At 74.3% G+C, this 24,766-nt stretch carries 23 protein-coding genes and 1 other RNA gene; 15 read left to right on the forward strand and 9 right to left on the reverse strand.

Annotated elements, in window-relative coordinates; translation table 11 throughout:
- Window positions 1-133: 133 nt before the first annotated feature.
- Together ACQZ2A_RS19865 and ACQZ2A_RS19870 are read right to left on the reverse strand one after the other, a co-directional pair.
- Window positions 134-934, reverse strand: coding sequence for a DUF3626 domain-containing protein (locus ACQZ2A_RS19865; protein ID WP_430214469.1), 801 nt, complete (start codon window positions 932-934; stop codon window positions 134-136).
- Between the two features lie 173 nt (window positions 935-1,107).
- Window positions 1,108-1,860: a RibD family protein gene (locus ACQZ2A_RS19870; protein WP_430214471.1), complete on the reverse strand. Its 753-nt coding sequence runs from the start codon at window positions 1,858-1,860 to the stop codon at window positions 1,108-1,110.
- Window positions 1,861-1,936: 76 nt separating this feature from the next.
- On the opposite strand from ACQZ2A_RS19870, the gene ACQZ2A_RS19875 reads away from it, so the two are divergent.
- From ACQZ2A_RS19875 to ACQZ2A_RS19885, 3 genes are read left to right on the forward strand one after another with little or no spacing between them, the layout of a single operon-like run.
- Window positions 1,937-2,350, forward strand: coding sequence for a rhodanese-like domain-containing protein (locus ACQZ2A_RS19875; RefSeq protein WP_430214472.1), 414 nt, complete (start codon window positions 1,937-1,939; stop codon window positions 2,348-2,350).
- Window positions 2,347-3,591 (forward strand): O-succinylhomoserine sulfhydrylase, encoded by a 1,245-nt coding sequence (locus ACQZ2A_RS19880; protein WP_430214473.1) that lies wholly within the window; start codon window positions 2,347-2,349, stop codon window positions 3,589-3,591. Before ACQZ2A_RS19875 ends, ACQZ2A_RS19880 begins: the two co-directional genes overlap by 4 nt.
- Window positions 3,592-3,601: 10 nt before the next feature.
- Window positions 3,602-4,066, forward strand: a complete 465-nt coding sequence (locus ACQZ2A_RS19885) for an SRPBCC family protein (RefSeq protein ID WP_430214475.1) — start codon at window positions 3,602-3,604, stop codon at window positions 4,064-4,066.
- Between the two features lie 35 nt (window positions 4,067-4,101).
- Here ACQZ2A_RS19885 and ACQZ2A_RS19890 read toward each other — a convergent pair whose 3' ends face one another.
- From ACQZ2A_RS19890 to ACQZ2A_RS19900, 3 genes are all read right to left on the reverse strand, one after another.
- On the reverse strand, window positions 4,102-4,989 hold the full coding sequence (locus ACQZ2A_RS19890; RefSeq protein WP_430214477.1) for an oxygenase MpaB family protein: 888 nt from the start codon (window positions 4,987-4,989) through the stop codon (window positions 4,102-4,104).
- Between the two features lie 98 nt (window positions 4,990-5,087).
- Entirely contained in the window at window positions 5,088-6,185 is a 1,098-nt protein-coding gene (locus ACQZ2A_RS19895) for an SLC13 family permease (RefSeq protein WP_430214478.1), read from the reverse strand.
- Entirely contained in the window at window positions 6,182-6,928 is a 747-nt protein-coding gene (locus ACQZ2A_RS19900) for a YaaA family protein (RefSeq protein WP_430214480.1), read from the reverse strand. The genes ACQZ2A_RS19895 and ACQZ2A_RS19900 overlap by 4 nt, the downstream gene beginning before the upstream one ends.
- 33 nt (window positions 6,929-6,961) lie before the next feature.
- Here ACQZ2A_RS19900 and ACQZ2A_RS19905 point away from each other — a divergent pair, with 33 nt between their 5' ends.
- The 5 genes from ACQZ2A_RS19905 to ACQZ2A_RS19925 all read left to right on the forward strand — a co-directional run bounded on the left by ACQZ2A_RS19905 (window position 6,962) and on the right by ACQZ2A_RS19925 (window position 11,198).
- Window positions 6,962-8,407, forward strand: coding sequence for an RNB domain-containing ribonuclease (locus ACQZ2A_RS19905; protein WP_430214481.1), 1,446 nt, complete (start codon window positions 6,962-6,964; stop codon window positions 8,405-8,407).
- 97 nt (window positions 8,408-8,504) lie between these two features.
- Window positions 8,505-9,272 carry a peptidylprolyl isomerase gene (locus tag ACQZ2A_RS19910; protein WP_430214483.1) on the forward strand — a complete coding sequence of 256 codons (768 nt, stop codon included), beginning with the start codon at window positions 8,505-8,507 and terminating at the stop codon, window positions 9,270-9,272.
- 22 nt (window positions 9,273-9,294) lie between these two features.
- Window positions 9,295-9,683: RNase P RNA component class A (gene rnpB / locus ACQZ2A_RS19915), an RNA gene on the forward strand.
- A 101-nt stretch (window positions 9,684-9,784) separates the two neighbouring features.
- The gene (locus tag ACQZ2A_RS19920; RefSeq protein ID WP_430214484.1) at window positions 9,785-10,486 is read left to right on the forward strand and encodes a cobalamin B12-binding domain-containing protein; all 702 of its coding nucleotides are present in this window, start codon (window positions 9,785-9,787) and stop codon (window positions 10,484-10,486) included.
- 55 nt (window positions 10,487-10,541) lie between these two features.
- Complete coding sequence (locus ACQZ2A_RS19925) at window positions 10,542-11,198, forward strand: MBL fold metallo-hydrolase (RefSeq protein ID WP_430214486.1); 657 nt, start codon at window positions 10,542-10,544, stop codon at window positions 11,196-11,198.
- A gap of 10 nt (window positions 11,199-11,208) precedes the next feature.
- On the opposite strand, the gene ppgK is transcribed toward ACQZ2A_RS19925, so the two are convergent.
- Together ppgK and map are read right to left on the reverse strand one after the other, a co-directional pair.
- Window positions 11,209-11,988 carry a polyphosphate--glucose phosphotransferase gene (ppgK, locus tag ACQZ2A_RS19930; RefSeq protein WP_430214488.1) on the reverse strand — a complete coding sequence of 260 codons (780 nt, stop codon included), beginning with the start codon at window positions 11,986-11,988 and terminating at the stop codon, window positions 11,209-11,211.
- Window positions 11,985-12,860, reverse strand: coding sequence for a type I methionyl aminopeptidase (gene map, locus ACQZ2A_RS19935; protein ID WP_430214489.1), 876 nt, complete (start codon window positions 12,858-12,860; stop codon window positions 11,985-11,987). Before map ends, ppgK begins: the two co-directional genes overlap by 4 nt.
- A gap of 44 nt (window positions 12,861-12,904) precedes the next feature.
- Between map and ACQZ2A_RS19940 the strand changes: the two genes are divergently transcribed.
- Window positions 12,905-13,096, forward strand: a complete 192-nt coding sequence (locus tag ACQZ2A_RS19940) for a methionine aminopeptidase (protein WP_430214491.1) — start codon at window positions 12,905-12,907, stop codon at window positions 13,094-13,096.
- A 6-nt stretch (window positions 13,097-13,102) separates the two neighbouring features.
- Here the strand turns inward: ACQZ2A_RS19940 and ACQZ2A_RS19945 are convergent, their stop codons facing one another.
- Window positions 13,103-13,750, reverse strand: coding sequence for a class I SAM-dependent methyltransferase (locus tag ACQZ2A_RS19945; RefSeq protein WP_430214493.1), 648 nt, complete (start codon window positions 13,748-13,750; stop codon window positions 13,103-13,105).
- Window positions 13,751-13,788: 38 nt separating this feature from the next.
- A complete protein-coding gene (gene panB, locus ACQZ2A_RS19950; protein ID WP_430214494.1) occupies window positions 13,789-14,664 on the reverse strand; it encodes a 3-methyl-2-oxobutanoate hydroxymethyltransferase in 876 nt (291 codons plus the stop codon).
- 223 nt (window positions 14,665-14,887) lie between these two features.
- Here panB and ACQZ2A_RS19955 point away from each other — a divergent pair, with 223 nt between their 5' ends.
- From ACQZ2A_RS19955 to ACQZ2A_RS19980, 6 genes are all read left to right on the forward strand, one after another.
- Window positions 14,888-17,329, forward strand: a complete 2,442-nt coding sequence (locus ACQZ2A_RS19955) for an immune inhibitor A domain-containing protein (protein ID WP_430214496.1) — start codon at window positions 14,888-14,890, stop codon at window positions 17,327-17,329.
- 112 nt (window positions 17,330-17,441) lie between these two features.
- Window positions 17,442-18,779: a type I glutamate--ammonia ligase gene (glnA, locus tag ACQZ2A_RS19960; protein ID WP_430214497.1), complete on the forward strand. Its 1,338-nt coding sequence runs from the start codon at window positions 17,442-17,444 to the stop codon at window positions 18,777-18,779.
- A gap of 10 nt (window positions 18,780-18,789) precedes the next feature.
- A complete protein-coding gene (locus ACQZ2A_RS19965; protein WP_430214500.1) occupies window positions 18,790-21,774 on the forward strand; it encodes a bifunctional [glutamine synthetase] adenylyltransferase/[glutamine synthetase]-adenylyl-L-tyrosine phosphorylase in 2,985 nt (994 codons plus the stop codon).
- Window positions 21,775-21,996: 222 nt separating this feature from the next.
- A complete protein-coding gene (locus ACQZ2A_RS19970; RefSeq protein WP_430214502.1) occupies window positions 21,997-22,668 on the forward strand; it encodes a PAS and ANTAR domain-containing protein in 672 nt (223 codons plus the stop codon).
- A gap of 10 nt (window positions 22,669-22,678) precedes the next feature.
- Window positions 22,679-24,028 (forward strand): histidinol dehydrogenase, encoded by a 1,350-nt coding sequence (gene hisD, locus ACQZ2A_RS19975; protein ID WP_430214504.1) that lies wholly within the window; start codon window positions 22,679-22,681, stop codon window positions 24,026-24,028.
- 83 nt (window positions 24,029-24,111) lie between these two features.
- The gene (locus ACQZ2A_RS19980) at window positions 24,112-24,702 is read left to right on the forward strand and encodes a TIGR03086 family metal-binding protein (protein ID WP_430214505.1); all 591 of its coding nucleotides are present in this window, start codon (window positions 24,112-24,114) and stop codon (window positions 24,700-24,702) included.
- The last annotated feature ends 64 nt before the right edge of the window (window positions 24,703-24,766 follow it).

The raw sequence follows: 24,766 nt of genomic DNA on the forward strand, positions 1-24,766 counted from the left end.
GGGGGGTGGGCGCCGGCGGGCGGGCGGGGGGGGGGGGGGGGGGGCGCCCCCCCGCCCCCCAGGCCGGTGCGGGGTACCGGGCGACGACCTCGTCCTCAGTGCGCACCCGCTCGTCACTCGCCACCGAGGCACCCTAGCGACCGGGCCGGGCCCAGCTGCGGCCGAAGCGGGCCAGGCAGTGCCAGAGCCACTTCAGGGCCTGCGGGTCGGCGGTCCCCGACGTCTCGGCCAGCCGCGCGGGGGTGATGTCGCCGCCGAGGGCGTGGGCGAGCGCCACGGGCACCGGGCCGCGGTAGAGGGGGTCGATGGCGTCGGCGCGCACGCGGTAGCCGGGGTGCACCTCGACGGGACACTCCAACCGGGCCAGCGCGCCGGCGTGCCGCTCGTGGTCCGAGGGGTCAAGGACGAGCGCCTCGACGTCGCGCGCGAGCACGAGGCCGCCGTGGACGTGGGCCTCCACGTAGTCGTTGAGGGGGTCGTCGAGGGGGAGGTCGGCGGCGCTCGGTGGGAGCAGGGCCGGGTCGAGGACCCCGGCGTCGGCCAGCCGGCACAGCTCCTCGAGCCGGTCCGGACCGCCGACGTCGCGCGGGTCGTAGACGCTGTCCGGCCAGCAGAAGGTGGCCCGCTCGGTGACCTCGGCGCGGAGCCGGAGGTAGGCGGAGCCGAAGCGGGGCGACGCCCCGTAGGGGTCGTCGCGGCGGTTCCAGGCACCGTAGACCGGACGGGCGGCCGCATCCGCCTCGTCGTAGCGCCCCTCGAAGAGCCGGCTCTCCCACCGCCATCGGTCGCCTCCGGGAACCGCGGTCAGGCCGCCGGTGGACGTGCCGGTCTCCCACTGGCTGCGGTAGACGCCCGACGCCGCGATGGACTCGAGGACGGTGATGTCGCCGAAGGCCCAGCCCGGGTGGAAGTGCAGCACGATCCCCGCCGTCATGCCGGCACGGTACCCACGCCGCCATCGGGCCCGGGCCACATTTTCCCCGGCGCCACTGTGACGGCGCAGAACCTCTCCGCGGGCGGGGATGCATCCGTGTCCTGGGGGAGCAAGCGCGTCATCACCGTGACGACGCGGATGTTCGGGGCGTCGGCGGCCCGCCGGTCTCGACGTCAGGCGCCGTCCAGCTCGTAGTGGGTCCACGTGCTCCCCTCCGCGCCACGTTCCACGGACACCACGCGCAGCCGCACCGGCACGCCGTCCGGGGCCAGCGGCTCGCCGTCGAGGAACGTCGGCGTGCCCAGCCCGCCGACGAGCACCGGCATCGTCACGACGTGCAGCTCGTCGACCAGCCCGGCGCGCACCAGCGCCCCGTTGATGCCGCCCCCGCCGTCGGCCCGGACGCACCGCACCCCCAGCTCGCCCCCGAGCCGGCGCACCGCGACCGCGAGGTCGACCCGCTCGTCGCCGCACACGAGCCAGCCCACCCCGAGCTTCCGCAGCCGAGCGAGGTAGCCGGGCGGCGTCGCGCGGCTCACGAGCACGAGCAGGGCGGTCGTGTCGTCACCCGTGAACCGCCAGTCGACCCGTCCGCGGCCGTCGACGACCACGAACCAGTGCGGCGCCCGGCGGGGCAGGTGGTCGGGGTGGTCCCACGGCCCGCCGACCTGTGCCCAGGGCGACGAGGTGCCGTCGACCACGAAGGTGCCGCTGCCCTCGAGCGTGGCGGTCGGCGCGTGGTGCTCCTCCACCCACGCGTCCCGCCGCGCCAGCAGGCCCTCGACGTCGTCCGGCCACGCGGCCCGCCAGCGCTCGCCGACGGAGGGCTCGAGCAGGACCTGGTCGCGGCGCAGCGTGATGCGTCCGTCGACGCCGGCGAGCGTGGTGAGGACGACGCGCGGACGCTCGGGCGGGGCGGCAGCCATCCGACCACCGTAGGAACCCCCACCGACACCCGAGACGCCCCGACGCCACCGCCGGCGCCGCCCTACGCTCGAGGGCATGAGCTACGCAGGTGACGTCACCCCGCCCGAGGCGTACGCCGCGGTCACCGGACCCGACGACGCCGTCCTCGTCGACGTGCGCACGACCGCCGAGTGGGCCTACGTCGGTGTGCCCGACCTGTCCTCGGCCGGGCGCGAGGTCGGGTTCGTCGAGTGGAGCCGCTTCCCGACGGGCGCGGTCAACGACCGCTTCGTCGACGAGCTGCGCGCGCTCGGCCTCGATCCCGGCCGCCCCGTCTACTTCCTCTGCCGCTCCGGCGTCCGCTCGGTCGCCGCGGCCGAGGCCGCCACCGCTGCCGGGCTCGGGCCCGCGTACAACGTCACCGAGGGCTTCGAGGGGCCGGTCGGCGCTGAGGGGCACCGCGACGTCTCCGGCTGGAAGCAGGCCGGTCTCCCCTGGCGGCAGCAGTGACGCATCCCGCCGACGACGCCCATCCTCTCCGTCCCCGCACCCTCGCGGTGCGAGGAGGGTTGCAGCGCAGCGGGTTCGACGAGACCGCCGAGGCCCTCTACCTGACCTCCGGCTTCGTCTACGAGTCCGCCGCGCAGGCCGAGGCGGCCTTCAAGGACGAGGTCGACCACTACATCTACAGCCGGTACGGCAACCCCACGGTGTCCGTCTTCGAGGAGCGGATGCGTCTCATCGAGGGTGCCGAGGCCTGCTTCGGGACCGCCTCCGGGATGTCGGCCGTCTTCACCGCGATGGCCGCCCTCTGCGGCGCCGGCGACCGGGTCGTCGCCTCGCGCGCCCTCTTCGGCTCCTGCTTCGTCATCCTCGACGAGATCCTCCCGCGCTGGGGGGTCGAGACCGTCTTCGTCGACGGCGCGGACCTCGACCAGTGGCGCGAGGCCCTCGCCACCCCCACCACCGCCGTCTTCTTCGAGACCCCGAGCAACCCGATGCAGGAGCTCGTCGACATCGCAGCCGTCTCCGAGCTGGCGCACGCTGCCGGCGCGCAGGTGGTCGTCGACAACGTCTTCGGCACACCGGTGTTCAGCCACCCGCTGGCCCACGGCGCCGACGTCGTCGTCTACTCGGCCACCAAGCACATCGACGGCCAGGGCCGCGCGCTCGGCGGGGCGATCCTCGGCACCCGCGACTTCGTCGAGGGTCCGGTGAAGAACCTGATGCGGCACACGGGCCCGGCGATGTCCCCCTTCAACGCCTGGGTGCTGACCAAGGGCCTGGAGACCCTGGACCTGCGGGTGCGCGCGATGGCCGGGGCCGCCCTCGACCTCGCCCGCACGCTCGAGGGGTGGCAGCAGGACGGCCGCGGCGTGACCCGGGTCGTGCACCCGTACCTGCCGAGCCACCCGCAGCACGACCTCGCGCTGCGCCAGATGGACGGCGGTGCCGGCACCGTGGTCACGCTCGAGCTCGACGGCGGCAAGGACGCGGCCTTCGCCTTCCTCGACGCCCTGCGCCTCGTCGACATCAGCAACAACCTCGGGGACGCCAAGTCGCTGACCACCCACCCCGCCACCACGACCCACCGGCGCCTGACGCCGGAGGCCCGGGCGGCGGTCGGCATCACCGACGGCACGGTGCGGCTGTCGGTCGGCCTCGAGGACCCCGAGGACCTCGCCGAGGACCTCGACCGGGCGCTCGCCGCGGCCGAGGCCACGCGCGGCGGGTCATCGCGCGGCCTGTAGCGTCACCGCCATGACCACCCGCGACGTCGTCTCCGTCCAGCGCCTGATCCCCGCGCCGCCCGAGCCGATCTTCGACCTGCTCGCCGACCCGGCCGGGCACCAGCGCATCGACGGTGGCGGCTCGGTGACCGGGGCGCGCAGCGGTGGCCGGCGGCTGGCCCTCGGCGACCGCTTCGGGATGGACATGAAGATCGGCGTCGCGTACTCGACGAGCAACACGGTGATCGAGTTCGAGGAGAACCGCCGCATCGCGTGGCAGACCCTCGCCGGGGGCGCGCTCAAGAGCCTCGTCGGCGGCCGCATCTGGCGCTACGAGCTCGAGCCCGTGGAAGGCGGCACCCTCGTCACCGAGTCGTGGGACATCACGCAGGAGGCGGCCACCAGCAAGCCGGTCGTCCGCCGCATGGAGGGCATGACCCGCAAGAACATGGCGGCCACCCTCGAGCGCATCGAGGAGCTCGTCGCGCAGGGCTGACGCCCCTCGCCGAACCGCTTGCGCCGCAGCCGGCCTCAGGCGGAAGCCGCCACGCGGCGCTCCTCGGCCACACCGGCCATCGCCCAGCGCACCGCACGCGTGCCGGCGAGCCCCAGCACCCCCGCGGCGCCGGCCACCGGCCCCGCCACGGGCAACCTCAGCTCGCGCCGCGCCCACCACGGGAGCAGCGCGACCCCGCCGGAGGCGATCAGCCCGTAGCCGGCCCGCTGCGTCCAGGGCAGCGGCGGGTCGAGGAGCAGGAAACGGGCCGCATCACGTGCCGCCGGCGTGGCCCGCAGTCCCGCCCGCTGCTCCTCCAGGGCCGCGGCCAGCCCGGCCACCGTGGTCGGCACCTCGACGGCGCCCAGCTGCCGGGCCACCACCCCCGACTGCTCGACGTACAGGTCGGCCTCGTCGTCGTTCAGCGGGGTCGCCGAGAACCGCTGGTACGCACCGAGGAAGCTCCACGCCTCGGCCAGGTGCACCCACTCCAGCAGCGCCGGGTCGGACGCGGAGTACGGCACGCCGTCGTCGTCCTTGCCGCGCACCCGCTCGTGGATGGCGCGCACCCGCTCGACCGCGGCGTCGGAGTCCTCGACGGTGCCGAAGGTCGTCGTGGCGATGAAGTGCGAGGTGCGCTGCAGCCGGCCCCACGGGTCGCCCCGGTAGCCGCTGTGCCCGGCGACGCCGGCCATCGCGGACGGGTTGAGGGACTGGAGCAGCAGCGCGCAGACACCGCCGGGGAACATCGAGGCGTCGGCGTGGACGCGCCAGACCGGGTCGTCCGGGCCGAAGCGCCGTTCACCGGTGCGACCCCAGATCACCGCCGCCCGCTCGCTCGCATCGTCCCCCGCGACACGCGCGCGAAGGGCCGCGCCGAGCCGTCGCTGGGCCCTGCGTCCGAGGTCGTCGACCACGCTCATGCTGCTCCATTCATCACTGGATGCGTACCCGCACAACGGGTCACGCACGCGTGGTACTCCGGGCTGTCGAAGGTTGGCGGCGGTGCGGCGCGGCGCGGTCAGCCGGCGACGGAGAGCGCCAGCGCCGAGGAGACGACGACGATCACGGCGCAGAGCAGCCCGGCCGGCGCCAGCCACCGCCACGAGATGCTCACGCCCCGCGCCCGGCAGCGCTGGATCCACAGCAGCGTCGCGAGCGAGGCCCACGGTGTGACGAGCGGCCCGGCGTTGGTCCCGACGAGCAGCGCCAGCAGCCGCGCGGCCGACCCGCCGGCGGCCGGCTCGAGGACGAGGTACGCCGGCAGGTTGTTGACGACGTTCGACAGCCCGGCGCCCGCACCCGCCAGCGCCAGGAGCGCCCCGGCCCCGGTCCCGTCCGGCAGGCCGCGCGTGACCAGGTCGGCGAGGCCGTGGCGCTGCAGCACGTCGACGACCACCGAGACCGCCACGAACCCGGCGGCCATCGCCCACGGCACGGGGAGCCCGCGCAGCAGCCGCCGGTCCCGGCGCCACGTCACGGCCAGGAGCAGGCCGGCCGACACGAGTGCCACCGCCCACGGCGGAGCCCCCAGCGCGAACAGCGGTCCGAGCACGATGCACACGACACCGGCGACCCGCAGGAGCACGAGGTCGTGGGGCTCCGGGGGAGCATCCACCGCGTAGCGGCCGCGCAGGCTCCGGCGGTGCAGCAGCGCGACGAGCACCAGCGTCACCACGACCGCCACCAGGGCGGGCACCCACGCCATCCGCACGTAGTCGCCGTGCCCGAGACCGTCGGACTCCAGCGTGTGCAGGGCCAGCAGGTTGGTGAGGTTCGAGACCGGCAGCAGCAACGAGCCGGTGTTGGCGATCCACAGCGTCGTCACCGCGAGCAGCCGCGGGTCCAACCCCACCTGGGCCGCGACAGCGAGCCCCACGGGCGTGAGCAGCACCGCGGTGGTGTCGAGGGACAGCACGATGGTCGCCACCACCGCGAGCCCGGCGAACAGCACCCACAGCAGCCAGCGCCGCCCACCCCCCAGGCGGGCGACCCCGTGGCCGGCGACGTCGAAGACGCCGGCGCGCTCGGCCAGCTCGGCGGTCACCGTGATGGCGAGCAGGAAGACCACCACCGGCCCGAGGCGCTCGGCGAGCGCGAGGGCGTCCGCCGTGGTCACGGGGCCTGCACGTCGAGCACCCAGGGCGCGCCGGGGCGCGCCGGCTCGTGCAGCTCCACGTCGAAGGCCCGACCGACGACCTCGGCCACCGCCGGCACGGTGCGGGCGGCGACACCGACCTCGCAGAGGTGCCGGGCGACCAGCCCACGGGTGTGCTTCGCCATGTGGCTCGCCCCGGGCACGCGCACCTGCACCCAGCGCCGGGCGAGGTCGCGGCCGGGACGCCAAGCCGCGGCGTACGCGGCCGAGCGGCAGTCGACGACGGCGCCGTTCCCGGCGGCGGCGGTCAGGGGAGCGTCCAGGGCCGGCCGCCAGCGCTGCGCGAGCGGACCGGTCTCCGGGAGCGTGACGCCCATCGAGAGGCGGTAGGCCGTGATGCGGTCGGTCGGGCGCACCGCTCCGTGCAACGCCGAGACGACGACCAGCCACCGGTTGGCGCGCCGGCGGGCGGCGGTCTCCATCGAGGCGAGGTCGAGGGCGTCGTAGAGGACGCCCGTGTACACCTGTGCCGCAGGGGTGGCCGGCAGCGTGTCGAGCACGAGGTTGCGCGCGACCTCCTCGAGGAGGCCCTCCGAGACGCCCAGCACGGCGGCCGCGTCGGCCGAGCGGCTCACACCCGACAGCGCCTCGGCGACCTCGGCGCGCACCGGCGCGAGCTCGGGGAAGGACCACGTCGAGGGGTCGGCCGGCCCGCCGCGGGGGCGGTTCCACTTCGACTCCGACGGCGGCAGCAGGATGAGCACCGGTACAGCGTACGGACGGTTAGGGTCGGCCCCATGCCGCATCCCAGGGTGGTCCTCCGGCCGACCGACGCCGAGACCGGCCGGGGGGTGGAACAGGCGCTGCGAGCGCGGTTCGCCGCGGTCCGTGCCGAGCTCGGTCTCGACGGCCCGTACCCCGCCGACGCGCTCGCCGAGGCCGAGCGGGTCGCCGCCGAGCCGCCACCGGGTGGGCACCCGGACGAGACCGACGTCCCGTACCTCACCCTCGACCCGCCCGGTTCGATGGACCTCGACCAGGCGCTGCACATCGAGCGCGACGGCGTCGGCCACCGCGTCCGCTACGCCATCGCCGACGTGCCCGCCTTCGTCCGGACGGGCGGCGCCCTCGACCGCGTCACGCGCGAGCGCGGCCAGACCGTCTACTGCCCCGACGAGCGCGTCCCGCTGCACCCGCCGGTGCTCTCCGAGGGCGCCGGCAGCCTGCTGCCCGGCGAGGTCCGGCCCGCCTTCGTCTGGGACCTGCGCCTCGACGGCGACGGCCTGCTCACCCGCTCCGAGGTGCGCCGCGCGATGGTCCGCAGCGTCGAGCGGCTCGACTACGCGGGCGTCCAGGCGGCCGTCGACGGCGGCACCGCCGACGAACGCCTCCTGCTCCTGCGCGAGGTGGGGGAGCGGCGCATCGCCCAGGAACGGGCCCGCGGCGGTGCGAGCCTGCCGATGCCCGAGCAGGAGGCGGGCGCCGACCCCGACGGCGGGTTCACGCTGCGCTTCCGCCCGCCGGTGGCCTCGGAGGAGTGGAACGCCCAGCTCTCGCTGATGACCGGGATGGCGGCCGCGTCGATGATGCTCGACGGCGGCGTCGGTGTCCTGCGCACGATGCCCGCCCCCACCGACGACGCCGTCGCGCGGTTCCGGCGCGCCGCGCACGGCCTGCACGTGGAGTGGCCGGAGGGGACGTCGTACGGCGACCTCGTCCGGGGGCTGGACCGCACCGACCCACGCCACCTCGCCCTCATCCACGAGGCCACCTCGCTCTTCCGGGGCGCCTCGTACACGGCCTTCGACGGCGCACCGCCCGCCGACCCCGAGCACGCCGCCGTCGCCGCGCCCTACGCGCACGTCACGGCCCCGCTGCGCCGGCTCGTCGACCGCTTCGGCCTGGTCGTCTGCGAGGCGCTCGCCCGTGGGGCCGAGGTGCCCGCCGAGGTGCGTGAGGCGCTGCCGCAGCTCCCTGAATTGATGACCGCCTCCGACCGGACCGCCCGCGCGGCCGAGCGGGCCTGCGCCGACGCCACCGAGGCCGCCGTGCTCGCCGGCCGCGAGGGCGAGACCTTCCAGGCGGTCGTCGTCGACCATCTCGAGAAGGGGATGGAGGTCCAGCTCGTCGACCTCCCGGTGCTCGCCAAGGTCACGGGCGACCGCGCGGCGCTCGGCTCCACCGTGCCGGTCCGCCTCGAGCTCGCCGACGTGGCCGGGAGCGCGGTCCGCTTCGTGCGCTGAGGCCGCAGGGCGCCGGCGCTCGCCGCGCGCGCCGGCGCATCCGTCGGTAGCGTGCCGAACGGCCGGGACCCGGCCGCCCCCAGCCGAGGAGACCGCCGTGCGCATCCGTCCCGTCCTCGCCGCCCTCGCGGCCACCGCCCTCCTGGTCCTCGCCCCGTCGGCCGCCGGCGCCTCCGACGGGCACGGCCGCCCCGGTCACGGGTCGCCCGGCCCGAGCCAGGGCCCGACGCGCGGGCCGTGCGCGTACACGCCCCTGGCGGACCAGACGTACTCGACGTGGGTGGGCCTCCCGAAGGACCCGCGCCTCACGCCGGACCGCGGCAAGGAGCGTGTCGTCCTGCGCACCAACCAGGGCAGCATCCCGCTGATGCTCGACCGCCGCGCCGCGCCCTGCACCGTGCAGAGCTTCCTGTTCCTCGCCCACCGCGACTACTTCGACGACACCCGCTGCCACCGCCTGACGGCCTACCGCACCCCGCCGGCCGCGCTCTCGGTGCTGCAGTGCGGCGACCCGCTCGGCACCGGCTACGGCGACCCCGGCTACTCCTTCCGCGACGAGCTCGACGCGGCGAAGGCGCTCGAGAACTGGCCCGGCTTCCCCGACGGCAGCCGCAAGGTCTACCCGCGCGGCACCCTCGCGATGGCCAACGCCGGGCCCGACACCAACGGCAGCCAGTTCTTCCTCGTCTACGAGGACTCCCGCCTGCGCCCCGACTACACGGTCTTCGGCCGGGTGAGCGAGCAGGGCATGCGCGTCCTCGACAGGATCGCGGCGGGCGGCATCGACCCCGGCACCGACGGCACGCCCGAGGACGGCGCCCCCGCCCTCCCCGTGACCATCCGGTCGGTGACGCTGCACCACTGAGCCGCCCTACACTGGGCGCGGACGAGTCGGGCGGACGGTCGCGTCGGTGGGCAACCACCGCCGAGGAAGGTCCGGGCTCCGAAGGGCAGGATGGTGGCCAACAGCCACCCGGGGCGACCCGCGGGACAGTGCCACAGAGAACAGACCGCCGCCGTTCCGGTCGCGAGACCGGTTCTGCGGCAAGGGTGAAACGGTGGTGTAAGAGACCACCAGCGGCCTGGGTGACCAGGTCGGCTCGGTAAACCCCATCCGGAGCAAGCCCAGACAGTGTGCGTTCGAGGGCGGCCCGCCCGAGCACACGGGTAGGGCGCTGGAGGTGGTCGGCAACGGCCACCCGAGATGGATGACCGTCACCGCGCGGCCGGCGACGGCGGCGCGGGACAGAACCCGGCCTACAGCCCGACTCGTCCCCCGCCCCTGCCCTGACCAGCGGGTTTTCTCATGACCCCGACGACGGATGACACCGGTGTCGAAGGTTATGGTGCTCGTTCGTCCACGATCAGGAGCACTTCTTGGGCACCGACCCCGCCACCGACCTCGGCCTGGCCCGCCGACGCGTCATGGATGCCACCCGCGCCCTCGACGGCGCCGCCGTGCGTGACGTCCTCCTCGACGCCCTGCTCGTCTCCGGCGTCGACGCCACGGTCACCGAGGTGATCATGCCGGTCCTCAAGGAGGTCGGCGACGACTGGGAGGCCGGGCGCCTCGGCGTCGTCCACGAGCACTTCGCCTCGAGCGCCTTCCGCGGCGTGCTCGGCGAGCTGCGCCTGCCCGTCCAGGGCCCGCTGGCCCGCACCGTCGTCCTCGCCTGCCCGCCGCGCGAGCTGCACGACCTGCCCCTCGAGCTCTTCGGCGCGATGCTGCACGCCCGCTGGTGGCGCGTCGTCAGCCTCGGCGCCAACTCGCCGATGACCGCCATCGCCGAGGCGGCGCGCTTCCTGCGCGCCGACGCCGTGGTCCTCGCCGGGGTGCGGCACACCGCCTTCGAGGCGCGGCTGCCCTCCCTGACCCGCCTCGCGCGCACCCTGCCGCTGTTCGTCGCCGGCGAGGGCGCCAAGGCGATGTCCCAGGTGCCGCCGGAGCTGCACGTCCTGCCCGACGACCTCGTCGCCGCGGCCGAGCTCGTCGACACCGTCGTGCGGCCGGTCGAGGAAGCGGCCGTCGTGCGCGAGCAGGCCCACGCCGACGACGGCGCGGAGCCCGCGGTCGGCTGACCCCGGTCGACCCCGGCCCGCCCACGGCGCCGGCCCGGCGCCTAGCGTGGGGTGCATGCGGATCACCCACCTCGGCCACTCCTGCGTCCTCCTCGAGATGGCGGACACCCGCCTGCTCGTCGACCCCGGCACCTTCGCCGACACGCTCGCCGAGGTCCGCGACCTCGACGCGGTGCTCGTCACCCACCAGCACCCCGACCACCTCGACCCCGACCGCCTGCCGGCCCTCCTCGCGGTCAACCCCGACGCCCGCGTGCTCTGCGACCCGGGCAGCCTCGAGGTGCTGGCCGGCCTCGGCGTCGACGCGCAGGCGCACGACGGGCCGACGGCCGTCGGGTCGGTCACGGTGACCCCGGTCGGCGAGGTGCACGCGCTGATCCACGACGACATCGCGCGCATCCCCAACGTCGGCGTGCGCCTCGACGCCGAGGGCGAGCCGTCGTTCTTCCACCCGGGCGACGCGCTCGACGCCGAGCCCGGTGACGTCGACGTCCTCGCCTTCCCGCTGCAGGCGCCGTGGGCGCGCAGCCGGGACATGACGGCGTTCCTGCGTCGTCTCGCCGCACCGCACGCCGTGCCGGTCCACGACGGGCTGCTCCAGCCCCGGGGGCGGGCGCTCTACCTCGGCCAGGCCGGGCAGCTGGGCTCGCCGGACACACGCATCCACGACCTCGCCGGGGCCGGCGCGGTCGAGTTCCCGGTGGGGGAGTAGCGGGTCCGGCTCAGCCGGTGTGCTTGCCGTGGCGCTGCTGCGACGCGGTGGCTAGCACGGCCGCACCGATGATGCCCGCCTTGTTGCGCAGCTGCGCCGGCACGATCGGGGTGCGGATGTCGAGGAGCGGGAGGAACTCGTCGGAGTCCTTGGAGACCCCGCCGCCCACGACGAAGAGGTCGGGCCACATGAGGTCCTCGAGCGCCCGGTAGTACTTCTGCAGGCGCTCGGCCCACTCCGGGTAGCTGAGGTCCTCGCGCGTCTTGGCCGAGCTGGCGGTGCGCGGCTCGGCGTCGGAACCGTCGATCTCTATGTGCCCGAGCTCCGAGTTCGGCACCAGCACACCCTCGTTGAAGATGGCAGTGCCGATGCCGGTGCCGAGCGTGGTGAGGATGACGACGCCGTCGTGGCCCTTGGCCGCGCCGTAGTTGAGCTCACCCACGCCCGCGGCATCGGCGTCGTTGACGACGACGACGTCGTGCTGGAGGCGGTCCTCGAGGAGCTTCTCGATCTCGCAGCCGATCCACGCCTTGTCGATGTTCGCCGCGGTCTTGACGACCCCGTGCTGCACGACGCCCGGGATCGTCACGCCGATCGGGGAGTCGCTGCGCACCTCGTCGAAGTGGTCGACGACCTGCGCGATGACGTCGCAGACGGCCTCGGGCGTCGAGACGGCCGGAGTCTCGATGCGGAGCCGCTTCTGCGCGAAGGCGCCCTGCTCCAGGTCGACGGGCGCGCCCTTGATGCCGCTGCCGCCGACGTCGATGCCGAGGGGGTGACCGGTGCTCATGCCGCTGCCTCTCCGAGGGTGAGGATCTCGGGACCGGACTCGGTCACGAGGATGGTGTGCTCGAACTGCGCCGAACGGCGCCGGTCCTTGGTGACGACGGTCCAGCCGTCGTCCCACATCTCCCACTCGTGGCTGCCGAGGTTGAGCATCGGCTCCACGGTGAAGGTCATGCCGGCCTCGATGACGGTGTCGTACGAGGGCGCCGCGTCGTAGTGCGGCACGATCAGCCCGCTGTGGAACGCGGAGCCGATGCCGTGGCCGGTGAAGTCGCGGACCACGCCGTAGCCGAAGCGCTTCGCGTAGGACTCGATGACCCGCCCGATGACGTTGATCTCGCGCCCCGGCCGGGCCGCGCGGATGCCGCGCATCATCGCCTCGTGGGTGCGCTCGACGAGCAGCCGCGACTCCTCGTCGACGTCGCCGACGAGGTAGGTGGCGTCCGTGTCCCCGTGCACCCCACCGATGTACGCCGTGATGTCGATGTTGACGACGTCGCCGTCCTCGAGCGGGCGGTCGTCGGGGATGCCGTGGCACACGACCTCGTTGACCGACGTGCACAGCGACTTGGGGAAGCCGCGGTAGCCGAGGGTCGAGGGGTAGGCGCCGTGGTCGAGGAGGTACTCGTGGCCGACGCGGTCGACCTCGTCGGTGGTCACGCCGGGGGCGATGACGGAGGCGGCGGCGGCCATCGCGTCGGCGGCGATCCGACCGGCCACGCGCATCCGCTCGATGGTCTCGGCGTCCTTGACCTCGGGCCCGGTGTACGTGGCCGGGGCGGGGCGGTCGACGTACTCGGGACGCGTGATCTCCGCCGGGACCGGCCGGCGGGGGGACACCGCGCCGGGGGCGACACTGGCGTGGGTCAAGGGCATAGGTTGGAGTCTAGGCAGAGCGCACCGGCGAAGGAGAACCCGAGATGCCGTACTGGTACAACGTCGACACCGGCCAGGTCGAGACAGACGCCGACCGCAGCCAGGACGCCAACGTCCTCGGCCCGTACGACTCGCAGGACGCCGCGGCGCGCGCCCTCGACACGGCCCGCGAGAAGACCGAGCAGTGGGACGCCGAGGACCGCGAGTGGGACGAGAAGGGCACCGACCGGGGCTGACCGGCCTCAGCCGCCGAGGCGGCGGTGCACCGAGAGCGCGTACGTGCTGTCGGCGCCGAACGGCTGCCGGTCCCAGGTGGACCAGCGCGCGATGTAGGACAGGCCCGCCGTGCGGGCGAGACGGTCGTAGTCGTCCAGCGACACCGGCGCCGCGCCCTGCGGTACGGCGTCGCCGAGGGCGAACCCGGCCACGAGGTGCCCACCCGGCACCAGGTGCGCCGTGAGCCGCTCGAGGACGGCGGCCAGCGTGCCCTCGGCGAGGAACGGCACGACGTTGCCGGCCAGCAGCACGACGTGGAACTCCTGCTCGGTGCGCAGGTCGAGGGTCGAGAGGTCGGCGACGACGAACCGGGTGCGGGGGTCCTCCTGCGCGAGCGCGACGAGGTCCGGGTCGGCGTCGACACCCACGGCGTAGTGACCGCGGCGGGTCAGCTCGCTGGCCACCCGGCCGTAGCCGCAGCCGGCGTCGAGGACGCGCGACGGGGGTGGGGCGAGCTCGGAGACGAACCGCGCCTCGCCGTGCAGGTCGGCGCCCGCGGCCTCGAGGTCGAGGAAGCGCTGCCGGTACGCGAGGGCCGCCTCGGGACCCCGCTGGTGCCCGGCCCACCGGGTGGGCGGGCCGGGGCGCGACGGGGGAGGGCTGGTGGTCCACATGCCGCTCGGACGCTCCCAGCTGCGGAACGGGTTCCCGGTCACGACTCGAACGAGTGCTCGGCCGCGGGGAAGGTGCCGCCGGCGACCTCCGCGGCGTAGGAGCGCGCCGCGCCGAGCAGGTCGCCGCGCAGGTCCGCGTACTTCTTCACGAAGCGCGGGGCCCGCCCGCCGCGCAGCCCGGCCATGTCCTGCCACACGAGAACCTGTGCGTCGCAGTCGGGTCCGGCGCCGATGCCGATCGTCGGGATGCGCAGGGCCTTGGTCACCTCGGCGGCGACGGGGGCCGGCACCATCTCCATGACGACCGCGAAGCAGCCGGCGGCCTCGAGGGCCAGGGCGTCCTCGAGCAGCTTCTCGGCGCCGGCGCCGCGGCCCTGCACCTTGTAGCCGCCGAGCACGTGCTCGCTCTGCGGGGTGAAGCCGATGTGGCCCATGACCGGGATGCCGGCGCGGACGAGCAGCTCGACCTCGGGGACCATGGGCGCCCCGCCCTCGAGCTTGACGGCGTGGGCCATCCCCTCCTTCATGAAGCGGGTGGCGGTGGCCAGCGCCTGCTGCGGGCTGGCCTGGTAGGAGCCGAAGGGCAGGTCGGCGACGACCATCGCCCGGCGGGCGGCGCTGGTGACCGCACGCACGAGGGGCACGAGGTGGTCGACCGTCACCGGCACGGTGGTCTCGAAGCCGTAGACGTTGTTGCCCGCGGAGTCGCCGACCAGCAGGACCGGGATGCCGGCCTCGTCGAAGATCTCGGCGGTGTACATGTCGTACGCGGTGAGCATCGCCCAGCGCTCGCCGCGCTCCTTCATCTGCAGCAGGTGCGGTACCCGCACGCGGCGCTGCGGAGCGGCCTGGGCGCCCGTGCCGTAGGGGGCGGTGCCCTCGGGTGCCGGGCCGGACGGCGTCTGCTCGCTCATGCGGCAATCCTAGGAGCGGACGGCGGCGGGGTCATCCGGCCGCAGGACCAGACGCATCGGGGGCGTTCGCACGCAAACCTTGGCGAAGGCTGGGAACTGACCACAAAAAGCCTGCTCCTCCCTCTCGCCAAGCGCGCGAAGCCGGTCTAGGGTCCGGTAGGCAGTGCAGCCGCGCAACGCCGTGGCCTGCACGGTCCCACACACACCATCGCAGGAGGACCACGTGCGCAAGACCGCCGTCGGGCTACTGAGCGTAGCCCTGGCCACAGGACTCGGGACGGCACTCGCCGGCCCCGGGGTCGCGGCCAACAAGCCCACCGTGCCGGCAGGGGAGCCCCAGAGGGCGGTCCCGAGCGACACACTGCCGGACCCCATCGCGGACAAGCAGTCCGAGATGCGCCAGGCAGCCATCTCCTCGGTCCTCAAGGGCCAGGCGAAGCCGCAGCAGATCAACGGCAGCACCGTGGTCAAGGTCGGAAGCACCGCATCGGCCGCCACCGCGGCCGGTCAGGGCGCCCGCACCGCGCAGACAAAGTGGAAGAAGGACCAGTACGTCGAGCTCGCCCGTGAGGCCACGGACCAGCTGTTCGTCCTCGTCGTCCAGTTCGGCAACGAGCGCCACCCGAGCTACCCCGACCAGGACACGAACCCGAACATCCCCGGTCCGGCCCGCTTCAACGGCCCGCTCTTCAACGAGATCCCCGAGCCGAACCGCGCGGTCGACAACAGCACCGACTGGCACCCGAAGTACGACAAGGCCTACTACCAGGACCTCTACTTCGGCACCGGCAAGGTGACCGGCCGTGAGTCGATGCGCCAGTACTACGAGCGCCAGTCCTCGGGCCGCTACTCGGTCGCGGGCATGGCCACCGACCCGGTCACGGTGCGCTACAACGAGGCCCGCTACGGCCGCAGCGACGGCTTCCCCTGCGCCTCCAACGTGTGCAGCAACACGTGGAACCTCGTCCAGGACGGCATGAACGCCTGGGTGGCCCAGCAGAAGGCCGCCGGCAAGTCCGACGCGCAGATCAACAACATCCTCAAGAAGTACGACGTCTGGGACCGGTACGACAAGGACGGCGACGGCAACTTCAACGAGCCCGACGGCTACATCGACCACCTGCAGATCGTCCACGCGGGTGGCGACCAGGCCGACGGTGACCCGCTGCAGGGCGAGGACGCCATCTGGTCGCACCGCTGGCGCGCCTTCCAGACGCCGAATCCGGCCGCGCCCTTCCCGGCGCTCGGTGGCACGCAGGTCGGCACCAGCTCGATCTGGGCCGCGGACTACACCGTCCAGCCCGAGAACGGTGGCCTCTCGGTCATCGCGCACGAGTACGGCCACGACCTCGGTCTGCCGGACCACTACGACACCTCCGGGCCCTCCTCGGCCAACGAGAACCCCGTGAACTGGTGGACCCTCATGGCGCAGAGCCGGGTCTCGGCCAAGGGCGACAACGCCCTCGGCTCGCGGGCGGCCGACCTCTCCGCGTGGGACAAGCTGCAGCTCGGCTGGCTCGACTACGAGGTCATCGCCCCCGGGCAGAACCGGGTCCTCGAGCTCGGCCCGCACGAGTACAACTCCAAGAAGCCGCAGGGTGCGGTCGTCGTCCTCCCGGACCGGACCGTGACCAACGACCTCGGTGCCCCGTTCGCGGGTGCCAAGCAGTGGTACTCGGGCGCCGGTGACGACCTGAACTCGACGATGTCGCGTTCGCTCGCCGTCCCGGCCGGCACGACCACCCTGTCCTTCCAGGCGCGGTGGAACATCGAGGACTGCGGTCCGGACGCCTGCGACTACGCCTTCGTCGAGGTCGACGACGGCACCGGCTTCAAGGCCATCGCCGGCAACATCACGACCGCGGCCGAGGGCAACGGGATCGACGGCGAGCAGGCGGCCTGGACCCCGGCGACCTTCGACCTGTCGGCCTACGCCGGCAAGACGGTCAAGGTGCAGGTCCGCTACTCCACCGACGGTGCGGCGCAGGGGACCAACCCCGACACCCCCTCCGGCATCTTCGTCGACGCCATCAAGGTGACCAACGGCAGCACCACGCTGCTCGAGGACGGCGCGGAGAACGGCGCCAACGGCTGGACGCTGAACGGCTTCTCGGCCGTCGGGTCCACCACCTCGGCGGACTTCGCCCGCTTCTACATCGCGAGCAACCGCGAGTACGTCGCGTACGACCGGTACCTCAAGACCGGCCCGTACAACTTCGGGTTCCCGGACCGGCCCGACCTGGCGGAGCACTTCCCGTACCAGGACGGCCTGCTCATCTCCCTCTGGGACACCTCGCAGTCGGACAACAACACGAGCCAGCACCCCGGTGAGGGCCTCGTGCTGCCGATCGACGCGCACCCGCAGACGATCTACAACCTGGACGGGCAGCCCTGGCGGCCGCGCATCCAGATGTACGACGCGACGTTCGGGCTCCAGAAGGCCGACTCGTTCACGCTGCACAGCGCCACGACCGGTCGGGCGAGCTACGTCCGCGGCCAGGCTGCGCAGCCGCTGTTCGACGACACCAACCCGGCCCGCTACTTCAAGACCGACCAGCCCACCGGTGGCGTGACGGTCGCGGGGAGCGGTACCAAGATCCGGGTCCTGGCCGAGAACGGCACCTCGGTGCGCGTCCGGTTCGACACCCGGGCGGTCACCCCGTAACGCGGGAGGACCAGCACCACCCTCGACGGGCGGTGGGTCGGAGGTTCGCCTCCGGCCCGCCGCCCGTCGGCGTGTCACACGCGCGACACACGGATGCGGCAGGATGCGTGACATGGACCGTCAGCAGGAGTTCGTCCTCCGCACCATCGAAGAGCGCGACATCCGGTTCGTGCGCCTGTGGTTCACCGACGTGCTCGGGACCCTGAAGTCGGTGGCCATCGCGCCCGCCGAGCTCGAGGGCGCCTTCGCCGAGGGCATCGGGTTCGACGGCTCGGTGATCGAGGGCTTCGCCCGTGTCTACGAGTCCGACATGCTCGCCAAGCCCGACCCGGGCACCTTCCAGGTGCTGCCGTGGCGCGGCGACAGCAACGGGACGGCGCGGATGTTCTGCGACATCACCCTCCCCGACGGCACGCCGAGCATGGCCGACCCCCGCCACGTCCTCCAGCGGGCGCTGGCCAAGGCCTCGGACATGGGCTTCACCTTCTACACCCACCCCGAGATCGAGTTCTTCCTGCTCAAGCAGGACTGGGTGCCCGGCCAGGCGCCGGTGCCCATCGACACCTCCGGCTACTTCGACCACACCCCACACGGCTCGAGCGCCGACTTCCGGCGTGCGGCCATCACGATGCTCGAGACGATGGGCATCAGCGTCGAGTTCAGCCACCACGAGGCCGCGCCCGGGCAGAACGAGATCGACCTGCGCTACGCCGACGCCCTGAGCACGGCGGACAACATCATGACCTTCCGGACGGTCGTCAAGGAGGTCGCGCTCGAGCAGGGCATCTACGCCTCCTTCATGCCCAAGCCGTTCGCCGAGCACCCGGGATCGGGGATGCACACGCACGTCTCGCTCTTCGAGGGTGACACCAACGCCTTCCACGAGCCCGGCGCGCCGTACCAGCTCTCGAAGGTGGGCCGGCAGTTCATCGCCGGTCTGCTGCGCCACGGCGCCGAGACGGCCGCGGTGACCAACCAGTGGGTCAACAGCTACAAGCGGCTCTGGGGTGGCGGCGAGGCGCCGGCGCACCTCACGTGGGGCCACAACAACCGCTCCGCACTGGTGCGTGTGCCGATGTACAAGCCGGACAAGGGCCAGAGCACGCGGGTCGAGGTGCGCAGCATCGACAGCGCGTGCAACCCGTACCTGACCTTCGCGGTGCTGCTCGCCGCCGGGCTCAAGGGCATCGAGGAGGGCTACGAGCTGCCGCCGGAGACCGAGGACGACGTGTGGAGCCTCACCGACTCCGAGCGCCGGGCGATGGGCATCCAGCCGCTGCCGGCCAGCCTGTCCGAGGCGATCGAGACGATGGAGTCCAGCGAGCTCGTCGCCGAGACCCTCGGCGAGCACACCTTCGACTTCTTCCTGCGCAACAAGCGTGCCGAGTGGGCGGACTACCGCAACCAGGTGACCGCCTTCGAGCTCGAGCGCTACCTGCCCGCGCTCTGACGGGGCGCCGGTGAGCTCGCGCACCCCCGAGTCGGTCCCCACCGGCGTCGCCCGGCTCGGCTTCGACGACCCGCGGCGCGCCGCCGTGCTGCTCGACGACCCCGCGCTCGACGGCATCGCCGGCACCCCGGACCGCATCGACGCCGGTGGGCTGAGCGAGGGGCTGGCCCGGGCCGCCGACCCGGACGGCGCGCTGCTCGGGCTCGTGCGGTTCATGGAGGCCGCGGAGGGGGCGGGCCTGCGCGAGAAGGTGGTCGCGGCGCTGCGGGAGGACTCGGTGGCGCGGCGCCGGCTGCTCGCGGTGCTCGGGGCGTCCTCGGCGCTGGGCGACCACCTCGTCGCCCACCCGGAGCACTGGGTGGCCGTCACCGAGGCGGCGCCGGTGGCCGCCTCGCAGCGGGTGCAGCGGCTGGTGGACGCCGTGGGGTCGCCGGGCGCGCTCACGGCGGCCGATGCCCTGCGGGTCGGGTACCGCGAGCAGCTGCTCGGCATCGCCGCCCTCGACACCACGGCCGAGGACCCGCTCGAGGTGCTGCCGAGCACCGCGGCGGCCCTCGCCGACCTCGCGTCGGCGGCCCTGGAGGCAGCGTTGCGGATCGCCCGCGACGAGGTGGGGGAGGACGCCGCGCGCACCCGGCTGGCCGTGGTCGCGATGGGCAAGACCGGTGGGCGCGAGCTGAACTACATCTCCGACGTCGACGTCATCTTCGCGGCCGAACCCGCCGAGGGGGTCTCCGAGGAGGAGGCCGTGGCCGTGGCCACCGACCTCGCGACCCGGCTGATGCGGCTGTGCTCGGCCGCCACGGGGGCGGGGTCGCTGTGGCAGGTCGACCCGGCGCTGCGGCCCGAGGGCAAGAACGGTCCGCTGGTGCGGACCGTGGCCAGCCACCGTGCGTACTACGAGCGCTGGGCCAAGACCTGGGAGTTCCAGGCACTGCTCAAAGCCCGGCCGGTGGCCGGGGACACCGCTGTGGGACAGGCGTACTGCGACGCCGTGCAGCCGATGGTGTGGCAGGCCTCGAGCCGCGAGAACTTCGTCGACGACGTGCAGGCGATGCGCCGCCGCGTCGAGGACCACATCCCGAAGGCCGAGGCCGAGCGCCAGATCAAGCTCGGGGCCGGCGGCCTGCGCGACGTCGAGTTCTCGGTGCAGCTGCTCCAGCTGGTGCACGGCCGGGCCGACGAGTCGCTGCGGACGGCCACGACGCTGGAGGGGCTGGCGGCGCTCTCGGCGGGCGGCTACATCGGGCGCGACGACGCCGCGACGCTGGGGACCGCGTACCGGTACCTGCGCGCGCTGGAGCACCGCATCCAGCTGCACCGGCTGCGGCGCACGCACCTCATGCCGACGGCGGAGGTGGACCTGCGCCGGCTCGGCCGTGGGCTCGGGCACCGCTCGTCGCCGGCCTCGGCGGTGCAGGAGCAGTGGCGCGCACGGCGGCGCGAGGTGCGCCGGCTGCACGAGCGGATCTTCTACCGTCCGTTGCTCTCGGCGGTGGCACGGCTGTCCGACCAGGACGTGCGGCTCACGCCGGAGGCCGCGCGAGAACGCCTGTCGGCGTTGGGTTTCCGCGATCCGGCCGGCGCGCTACGGCACCTGGAGGCGCTGACCGGTGGGGTGAGCCGCCGCTCGGCCATCCAGCGCCAGCTGCTGCCCGTCATGCTCGGGTGGTTCGCCGACGAGGCCGACCCCGACGCCGGCCTGCTCGCCTTCCGCAAGATCAGCGACGAGCTGGGCTCGACCCACTGGTACCTGCGGCTCCTGCGTGACGAGGGGTCGGCGGCGGAACGGTTGGCGCACACCCTCGCCCGCAGCCGGTACGCCGCCGCGCTGCTCGAGCAGGCGCCCGAGTGCGTGCAGTTCCTCGGGGACCGCTCGACGATGACGCCGCGCTCGCGCGAGGACGTCCTGCGCCGGATGCGCTCGGCGGCCGGGCGCAAGGACGACGCCGAGTCGGCGGTGCTGGCGGCGCGCACGATCCGGCGCTCGGAGCTGTTCCGCGTGGCGGTCGCCGACCTCGAGGGGCTGGTCTCCCTCGCCGGCCTCGGTGCGGCGATGACCGACCTGACCGCGGCGCTGCTCGAGCTCACCCTCGAGGTCTGCCTGCGCGAGGTCGCGGGGGAGGAGCCGCTCACCCGGCTGCTCGTCGTCGGGATGGGGCGGCTCGGGGGCGGGGAGCAGGGGTACGGCTCGGACGCCGACGTCCTCTTCGTCCACGATCCGGTGGAGGGGGCCGACGAGTCCGCCGCGCAGGCCCAGGCGATGGAGGTCGTCAAGCGGCTGATCGCGCTCCTCGGGCGGCCGGGGCCGGACCCGGTCCTCGACGTCGACGCCTCGCTGCGCCCCGAGGGCAAGAACGGCCCGCTGGTGCGCTCGTTCGCCTCCTACCGCGAGTACTACGCGCGCTGGTCGCTGGTCTGGGAGGCGCAGGCGCTGCTGCGGGCCACGCCCGTGGCCGGGGACCCCGGCCTGGCCGAACGCTTCCGCGAGCTGGTGGCACCCATCCGCTGGCCCGAGGGCGGGCTCGACGACGGCCAGGTCCGCGAGATCCGCACGCTCAAGGCGCGGATGGAGGCCGAGCGGCTGCCCCGTGGCGCCGACCGCAAGACGCACTTCAAGCTCGGCCACGGCGGGCTGTCGGACGTCGAGTGGGTGGTCCAGCTGCTCCAGCTCCGGCACGCCGGGGAGCACGCCGAGCTGCGCACGTCGTCCACGCTGGAGGCGCTGGCCGCCGCCGAGCGCCTCGGGCTGCTCGACGCCGACCACGCCGCCGCGCTCGGCGCCTCGTGGCGGCTCGCGTCGTCGATGCGCAACGCGGGGGTCCTGTTCCGCGGCAAGGGGGTCGACGCCGTGCCGACCTACGACCGCGACGCCGACGGCGTGGCGCGCATCCTCGGGATGGAGACCGGCACGGCCCAGGACCTCGCGGAGCGCTACCGGCGGGTGGCCCGGCGGGCGCGCGCGGCGTTCGAGGCCGAGTTCTACGACGGCTGACCGCAGCCCCACGTCGGCACGTCGGCGTCGGTGGGTGGATGACGCGGTACTTCCGCCGTGACGCGGATACATCCGCGTCACGCGCCAACGTCCGCGTCATCCCGGTGACGACGCGGAACGTCCGGAACTGCCGCTGACCGCGCGGCAACGGGCCGCCCTTCCGCTCATGCCACCTTCGACAGCCCCTCCACCCCGGCGGGGATGCCGTGCGATGCTTCCGCCGTGACGACGCTGAACTCGCGCCGGGCGGGTGTCGGTGCAGGTCAGGCGCCTGCGCACCAGGTCCCCACGCTCGCCCGGGCGACCTTCGAGCTGCCGGCAGGCCCGTGGCGCTGGTCGCCCGAGATGTACGCCCTCCTGCGGGTCGCCGACGACGGGGGTGACCCCGCGGAGCTGGTCTTCGACCGGATGCACCCCGCCGACCGCGCCCGCGTGCTCGCCCTCCTCGAGGTGGTCGTCGCGACGCCCGGACCGTTCGCCGGCCAGTACCGGCTGCGCTCGGACGACGGGGCCGAGCGCGCGGTCGCCTTCCTCGGTGACGTCGTGCGCGCCGAGGACGGCGAGCCGCTGCGGCTCGAGGGGATGGCCTTCGACGTCACCGACGCCGTCCGGCTCGCGGCCTCCGAGGCGGTGCGCGCCGCGACGAGCGAGCGGGCCGCCGTCGAGCAGGTCAAGGGCGCCCTCATGCACGCGCACGGCCTGGACGCCGACGCGGCCTTCGCGGTGCTCGTCCAGCTCTCGCAGCAGGCCAACGTGCGCGTCGCCGTGCTCGCTGCCCGGGTGGTCGAGCTGTTCGCCGCGCCCGCGGTCGCCGGGGCCCGGCCCCCGGTGCTCGAGCTGCTCGAGGCCGCGGCCGGCGGACGCGCCGGCGAGGCTCCCCGCGCCGAAACCTAGACTGGACGCCATGCCCGAGAGCCCGACCGGAGTCATCCCCCGCCTCGACCTGCGCGGTCGCCGGCCGGGCCTGCGCGAGCTGCGGGCCGCCCTGCCGCGCGCCGAGTTCGACGTCGAGGCCGCCCTCGGCACGGTGCGGCCGATCGTCGAGGACGTCCGCGACCGCGGCGCCGCGGCCCTGCACGACGCCGCCGAGCGCTTCGACGGCATCCGGCCCGAGCGGCTGCGGGTGCCCGCCGAGGTCGTGGCGGGCGCCGTCGAGACCCTCGACCCCGCCGTGCGCGCGGCGCTCGAGGAGTCCATCCGCCGGGCCCGGGTCGTGCATGCCGACCAGCGCCGCACCGACACCCGCACCGAGGTCGCCGACGGCGGCACCGTGACCGAGCGCTGGGTGCCGGTCGACCGCGTGGGCCTCTACGTCCCGGGCGGGCTGGCCGTCTACCCGAGCAGCGTCGTGATGAACGTCGTGCCGGCGCAGCTGGCCGGGGTGCCGAGCCTGGCCGTCGCCAGCCCACCGCAGCGCGACCACGGCGGCTGGCCGCACCCCACCATCCTCGCCGCCTGCCACCTGCTCGGCGTCGACGAGGTCTACGCGATGGGCGGCGCCCAGGCCGTCGCCGCGTTCGCGTACGGGTTCGACGAGGGCGAGGACACCTGCGAGCCGGTGGCACTGGTCACCGGCCCGGGCAACATCTACGTCGCCGCGGCCAAGCGCCTGCTCAAGGGCATCATCGGCATCGACTCCGAGGCCGGGCCCACCGAGATCGCCGTCCTCGCCGACGCGACCGCCGATGCCGACCACGTCGCCTCGGACCTGGTGTCCCAGGCCGAGCACGACCCGCTGGCCGCCGCGGTCCTCGTCACCGACAGCGAGGAGCTCGCGCTCGCCGTCGAGGAGGCGCTGGTGCGCCGGGTCGCGGCCGCGAAGCACACCGAGCGGGTCGCCACCGCGCTCGCGGGCCGGCAGTCGGCGGTCGTGCTCGTCGACGACGTGGAGGTGGGGCTGGACGTCGTCAACGCCTACGCCGCCGAGCACCTCGAGATCCAGACCGCCGACGCCGCCGCCGTGGCCGCGCGGGTCCGCAACGCCGGGGCGGTGTTCGTCGGGGCCTTCGCGCCGGTGAGCCTCGGGGACTACTGCGCCGGCTCGAACCACGTGCTGCCCACGGGCGGGTGCGCGTGCCACAGCAGTGGCCTGTCGGTGCAGTCCTTCCTGCGCGGCATCCACGTCGTCGAGTACGACGAGGCGGCGCTGCGCGAGGTGGGCGGGCACGTCGTCACCCTCGCCCGGGCCGAGGACCTCCCCGCCCACGGCGAGGCTGTGCTCGCGCGCGTCCCCGAGGTCGAGCCGGGCGCCTGAGGCCGATGATTTCCGCGGCTCCCGTCGGTCGGACCTGACGGAGCGGGCCGACCGGCCCGCCCTCGCCGACCGAGGAGAACGCCGTGCACGACCTGCGCCCCGCCACGACCCGCGTCATCGACCTGCTCGACGGGGTGGATGACGCGCACCTCACCGCCCCGACCCCGATGGGCCCCGACGTCACCGGCCTGCTGCACCACCTGACCGGGCTGGCGCTGGCCTTCCGGGACGCCGCCGGCAAGGTCGACGGTCCGACGACGGGCACGCCGCCGGCGCCGGTCGAGGGGCCGCTGCCCGACGGGTGGCGCGAGGAGCTGCGGACCCGGCTGGACGGGCTGGGGGAGGCGTGGGCGGACCCGGCGGCCTGGACCGGGATGACGCGGGCGGGCGGCGTGGACCTGCCGGGTGAGGTCTGCGGGCTCGTGGCGCTCGACGAGGTGCTGCTGCACGGCTGGGACCTCGCCGCCGCGACCGGTCAGCCGTACGCGCCGACCGACGCCGAGGCCGAGGCGGTGCTGCCGATCGTCACGCCGCCGGAGGACCCCGAGCAGGCCGCGGCCGAGCGACAGGGTCTCTTCGGGCCGGCGCTCCCCGTACCCGAGGGGGCCACGGGGTTCGAGCGCGTGCTCGCCCTGGCCGGCCGCGACCCCGGATGGGCCCCGCCGGCGCCCTGAAACCCCGCCCGCGACGCGCCGGCTCTGGTCCACCTCGCCGGGTGGCGGTGACTTCTCGCCGCCA

It is taken from the genome of Phycicoccus avicenniae (genome assembly GCF_050496545.1).
GTDB lineage: Bacteria > Actinomycetota > Actinomycetes > Actinomycetales > Dermatophilaceae > Phycicoccus > Phycicoccus avicenniae_A.

Excerpts from the sequence above, each read along its gene's own strand:
- ACQZ2A_RS19865 (WP_430214469.1), bottom strand. The coding sequence starts at position 934 with ATGACGGCGGGGATCGTGCTGCACTTCCACCCGGGCTGGGCCTTCGGC.
- ACQZ2A_RS19870 (WP_430214471.1), bottom strand. The coding sequence starts at position 1,860 with ATGGCTGCCGCCCCGCCCGAGCGTCCGCGCGTCGTCCTCACCACGCTC.
- ACQZ2A_RS19875 (WP_430214472.1), top strand. The coding sequence starts at position 1,937 with ATGAGCTACGCAGGTGACGTCACCCCGCCCGAGGCGTACGCCGCGGTC.
- ACQZ2A_RS19885 (WP_430214475.1), top strand. The coding sequence starts at position 3,602 with ATGACCACCCGCGACGTCGTCTCCGTCCAGCGCCTGATCCCCGCGCCG.
- ACQZ2A_RS19890 (WP_430214477.1), bottom strand. The coding sequence starts at position 4,989 with ATGAGCGTGGTCGACGACCTCGGACGCAGGGCCCAGCGACGGCTCGGC.
- ACQZ2A_RS19905 (WP_430214481.1), top strand. The coding sequence starts at position 6,962 with ATGCCGCATCCCAGGGTGGTCCTCCGGCCGACCGACGCCGAGACCGGC.
- ACQZ2A_RS19925 (WP_430214486.1), top strand. The coding sequence starts at position 10,542 with ATGCGGATCACCCACCTCGGCCACTCCTGCGTCCTCCTCGAGATGGCG.
- ppgK (WP_430214488.1), bottom strand. The coding sequence starts at position 11,988 with ATGAGCACCGGTCACCCCCTCGGCATCGACGTCGGCGGCAGCGGCATC.
- map (WP_430214489.1), bottom strand. The coding sequence starts at position 12,860 with ATGCCCTTGACCCACGCCAGTGTCGCCCCCGGCGCGGTGTCCCCCCGC.
- ACQZ2A_RS19940 (WP_430214491.1), top strand. The coding sequence starts at position 12,905 with ATGCCGTACTGGTACAACGTCGACACCGGCCAGGTCGAGACAGACGCC.
- ACQZ2A_RS19945 (WP_430214493.1), bottom strand. The coding sequence starts at position 13,750 with ATGTGGACCACCAGCCCTCCCCCGTCGCGCCCCGGCCCGCCCACCCGG.
- panB (WP_430214494.1), bottom strand. The coding sequence starts at position 14,664 with ATGAGCGAGCAGACGCCGTCCGGCCCGGCACCCGAGGGCACCGCCCCC.
- glnA (WP_430214497.1), top strand. The coding sequence starts at position 17,442 with ATGGACCGTCAGCAGGAGTTCGTCCTCCGCACCATCGAAGAGCGCGAC.
- hisD (WP_430214504.1), top strand. The coding sequence starts at position 22,679 with ATGCCCGAGAGCCCGACCGGAGTCATCCCCCGCCTCGACCTGCGCGGT.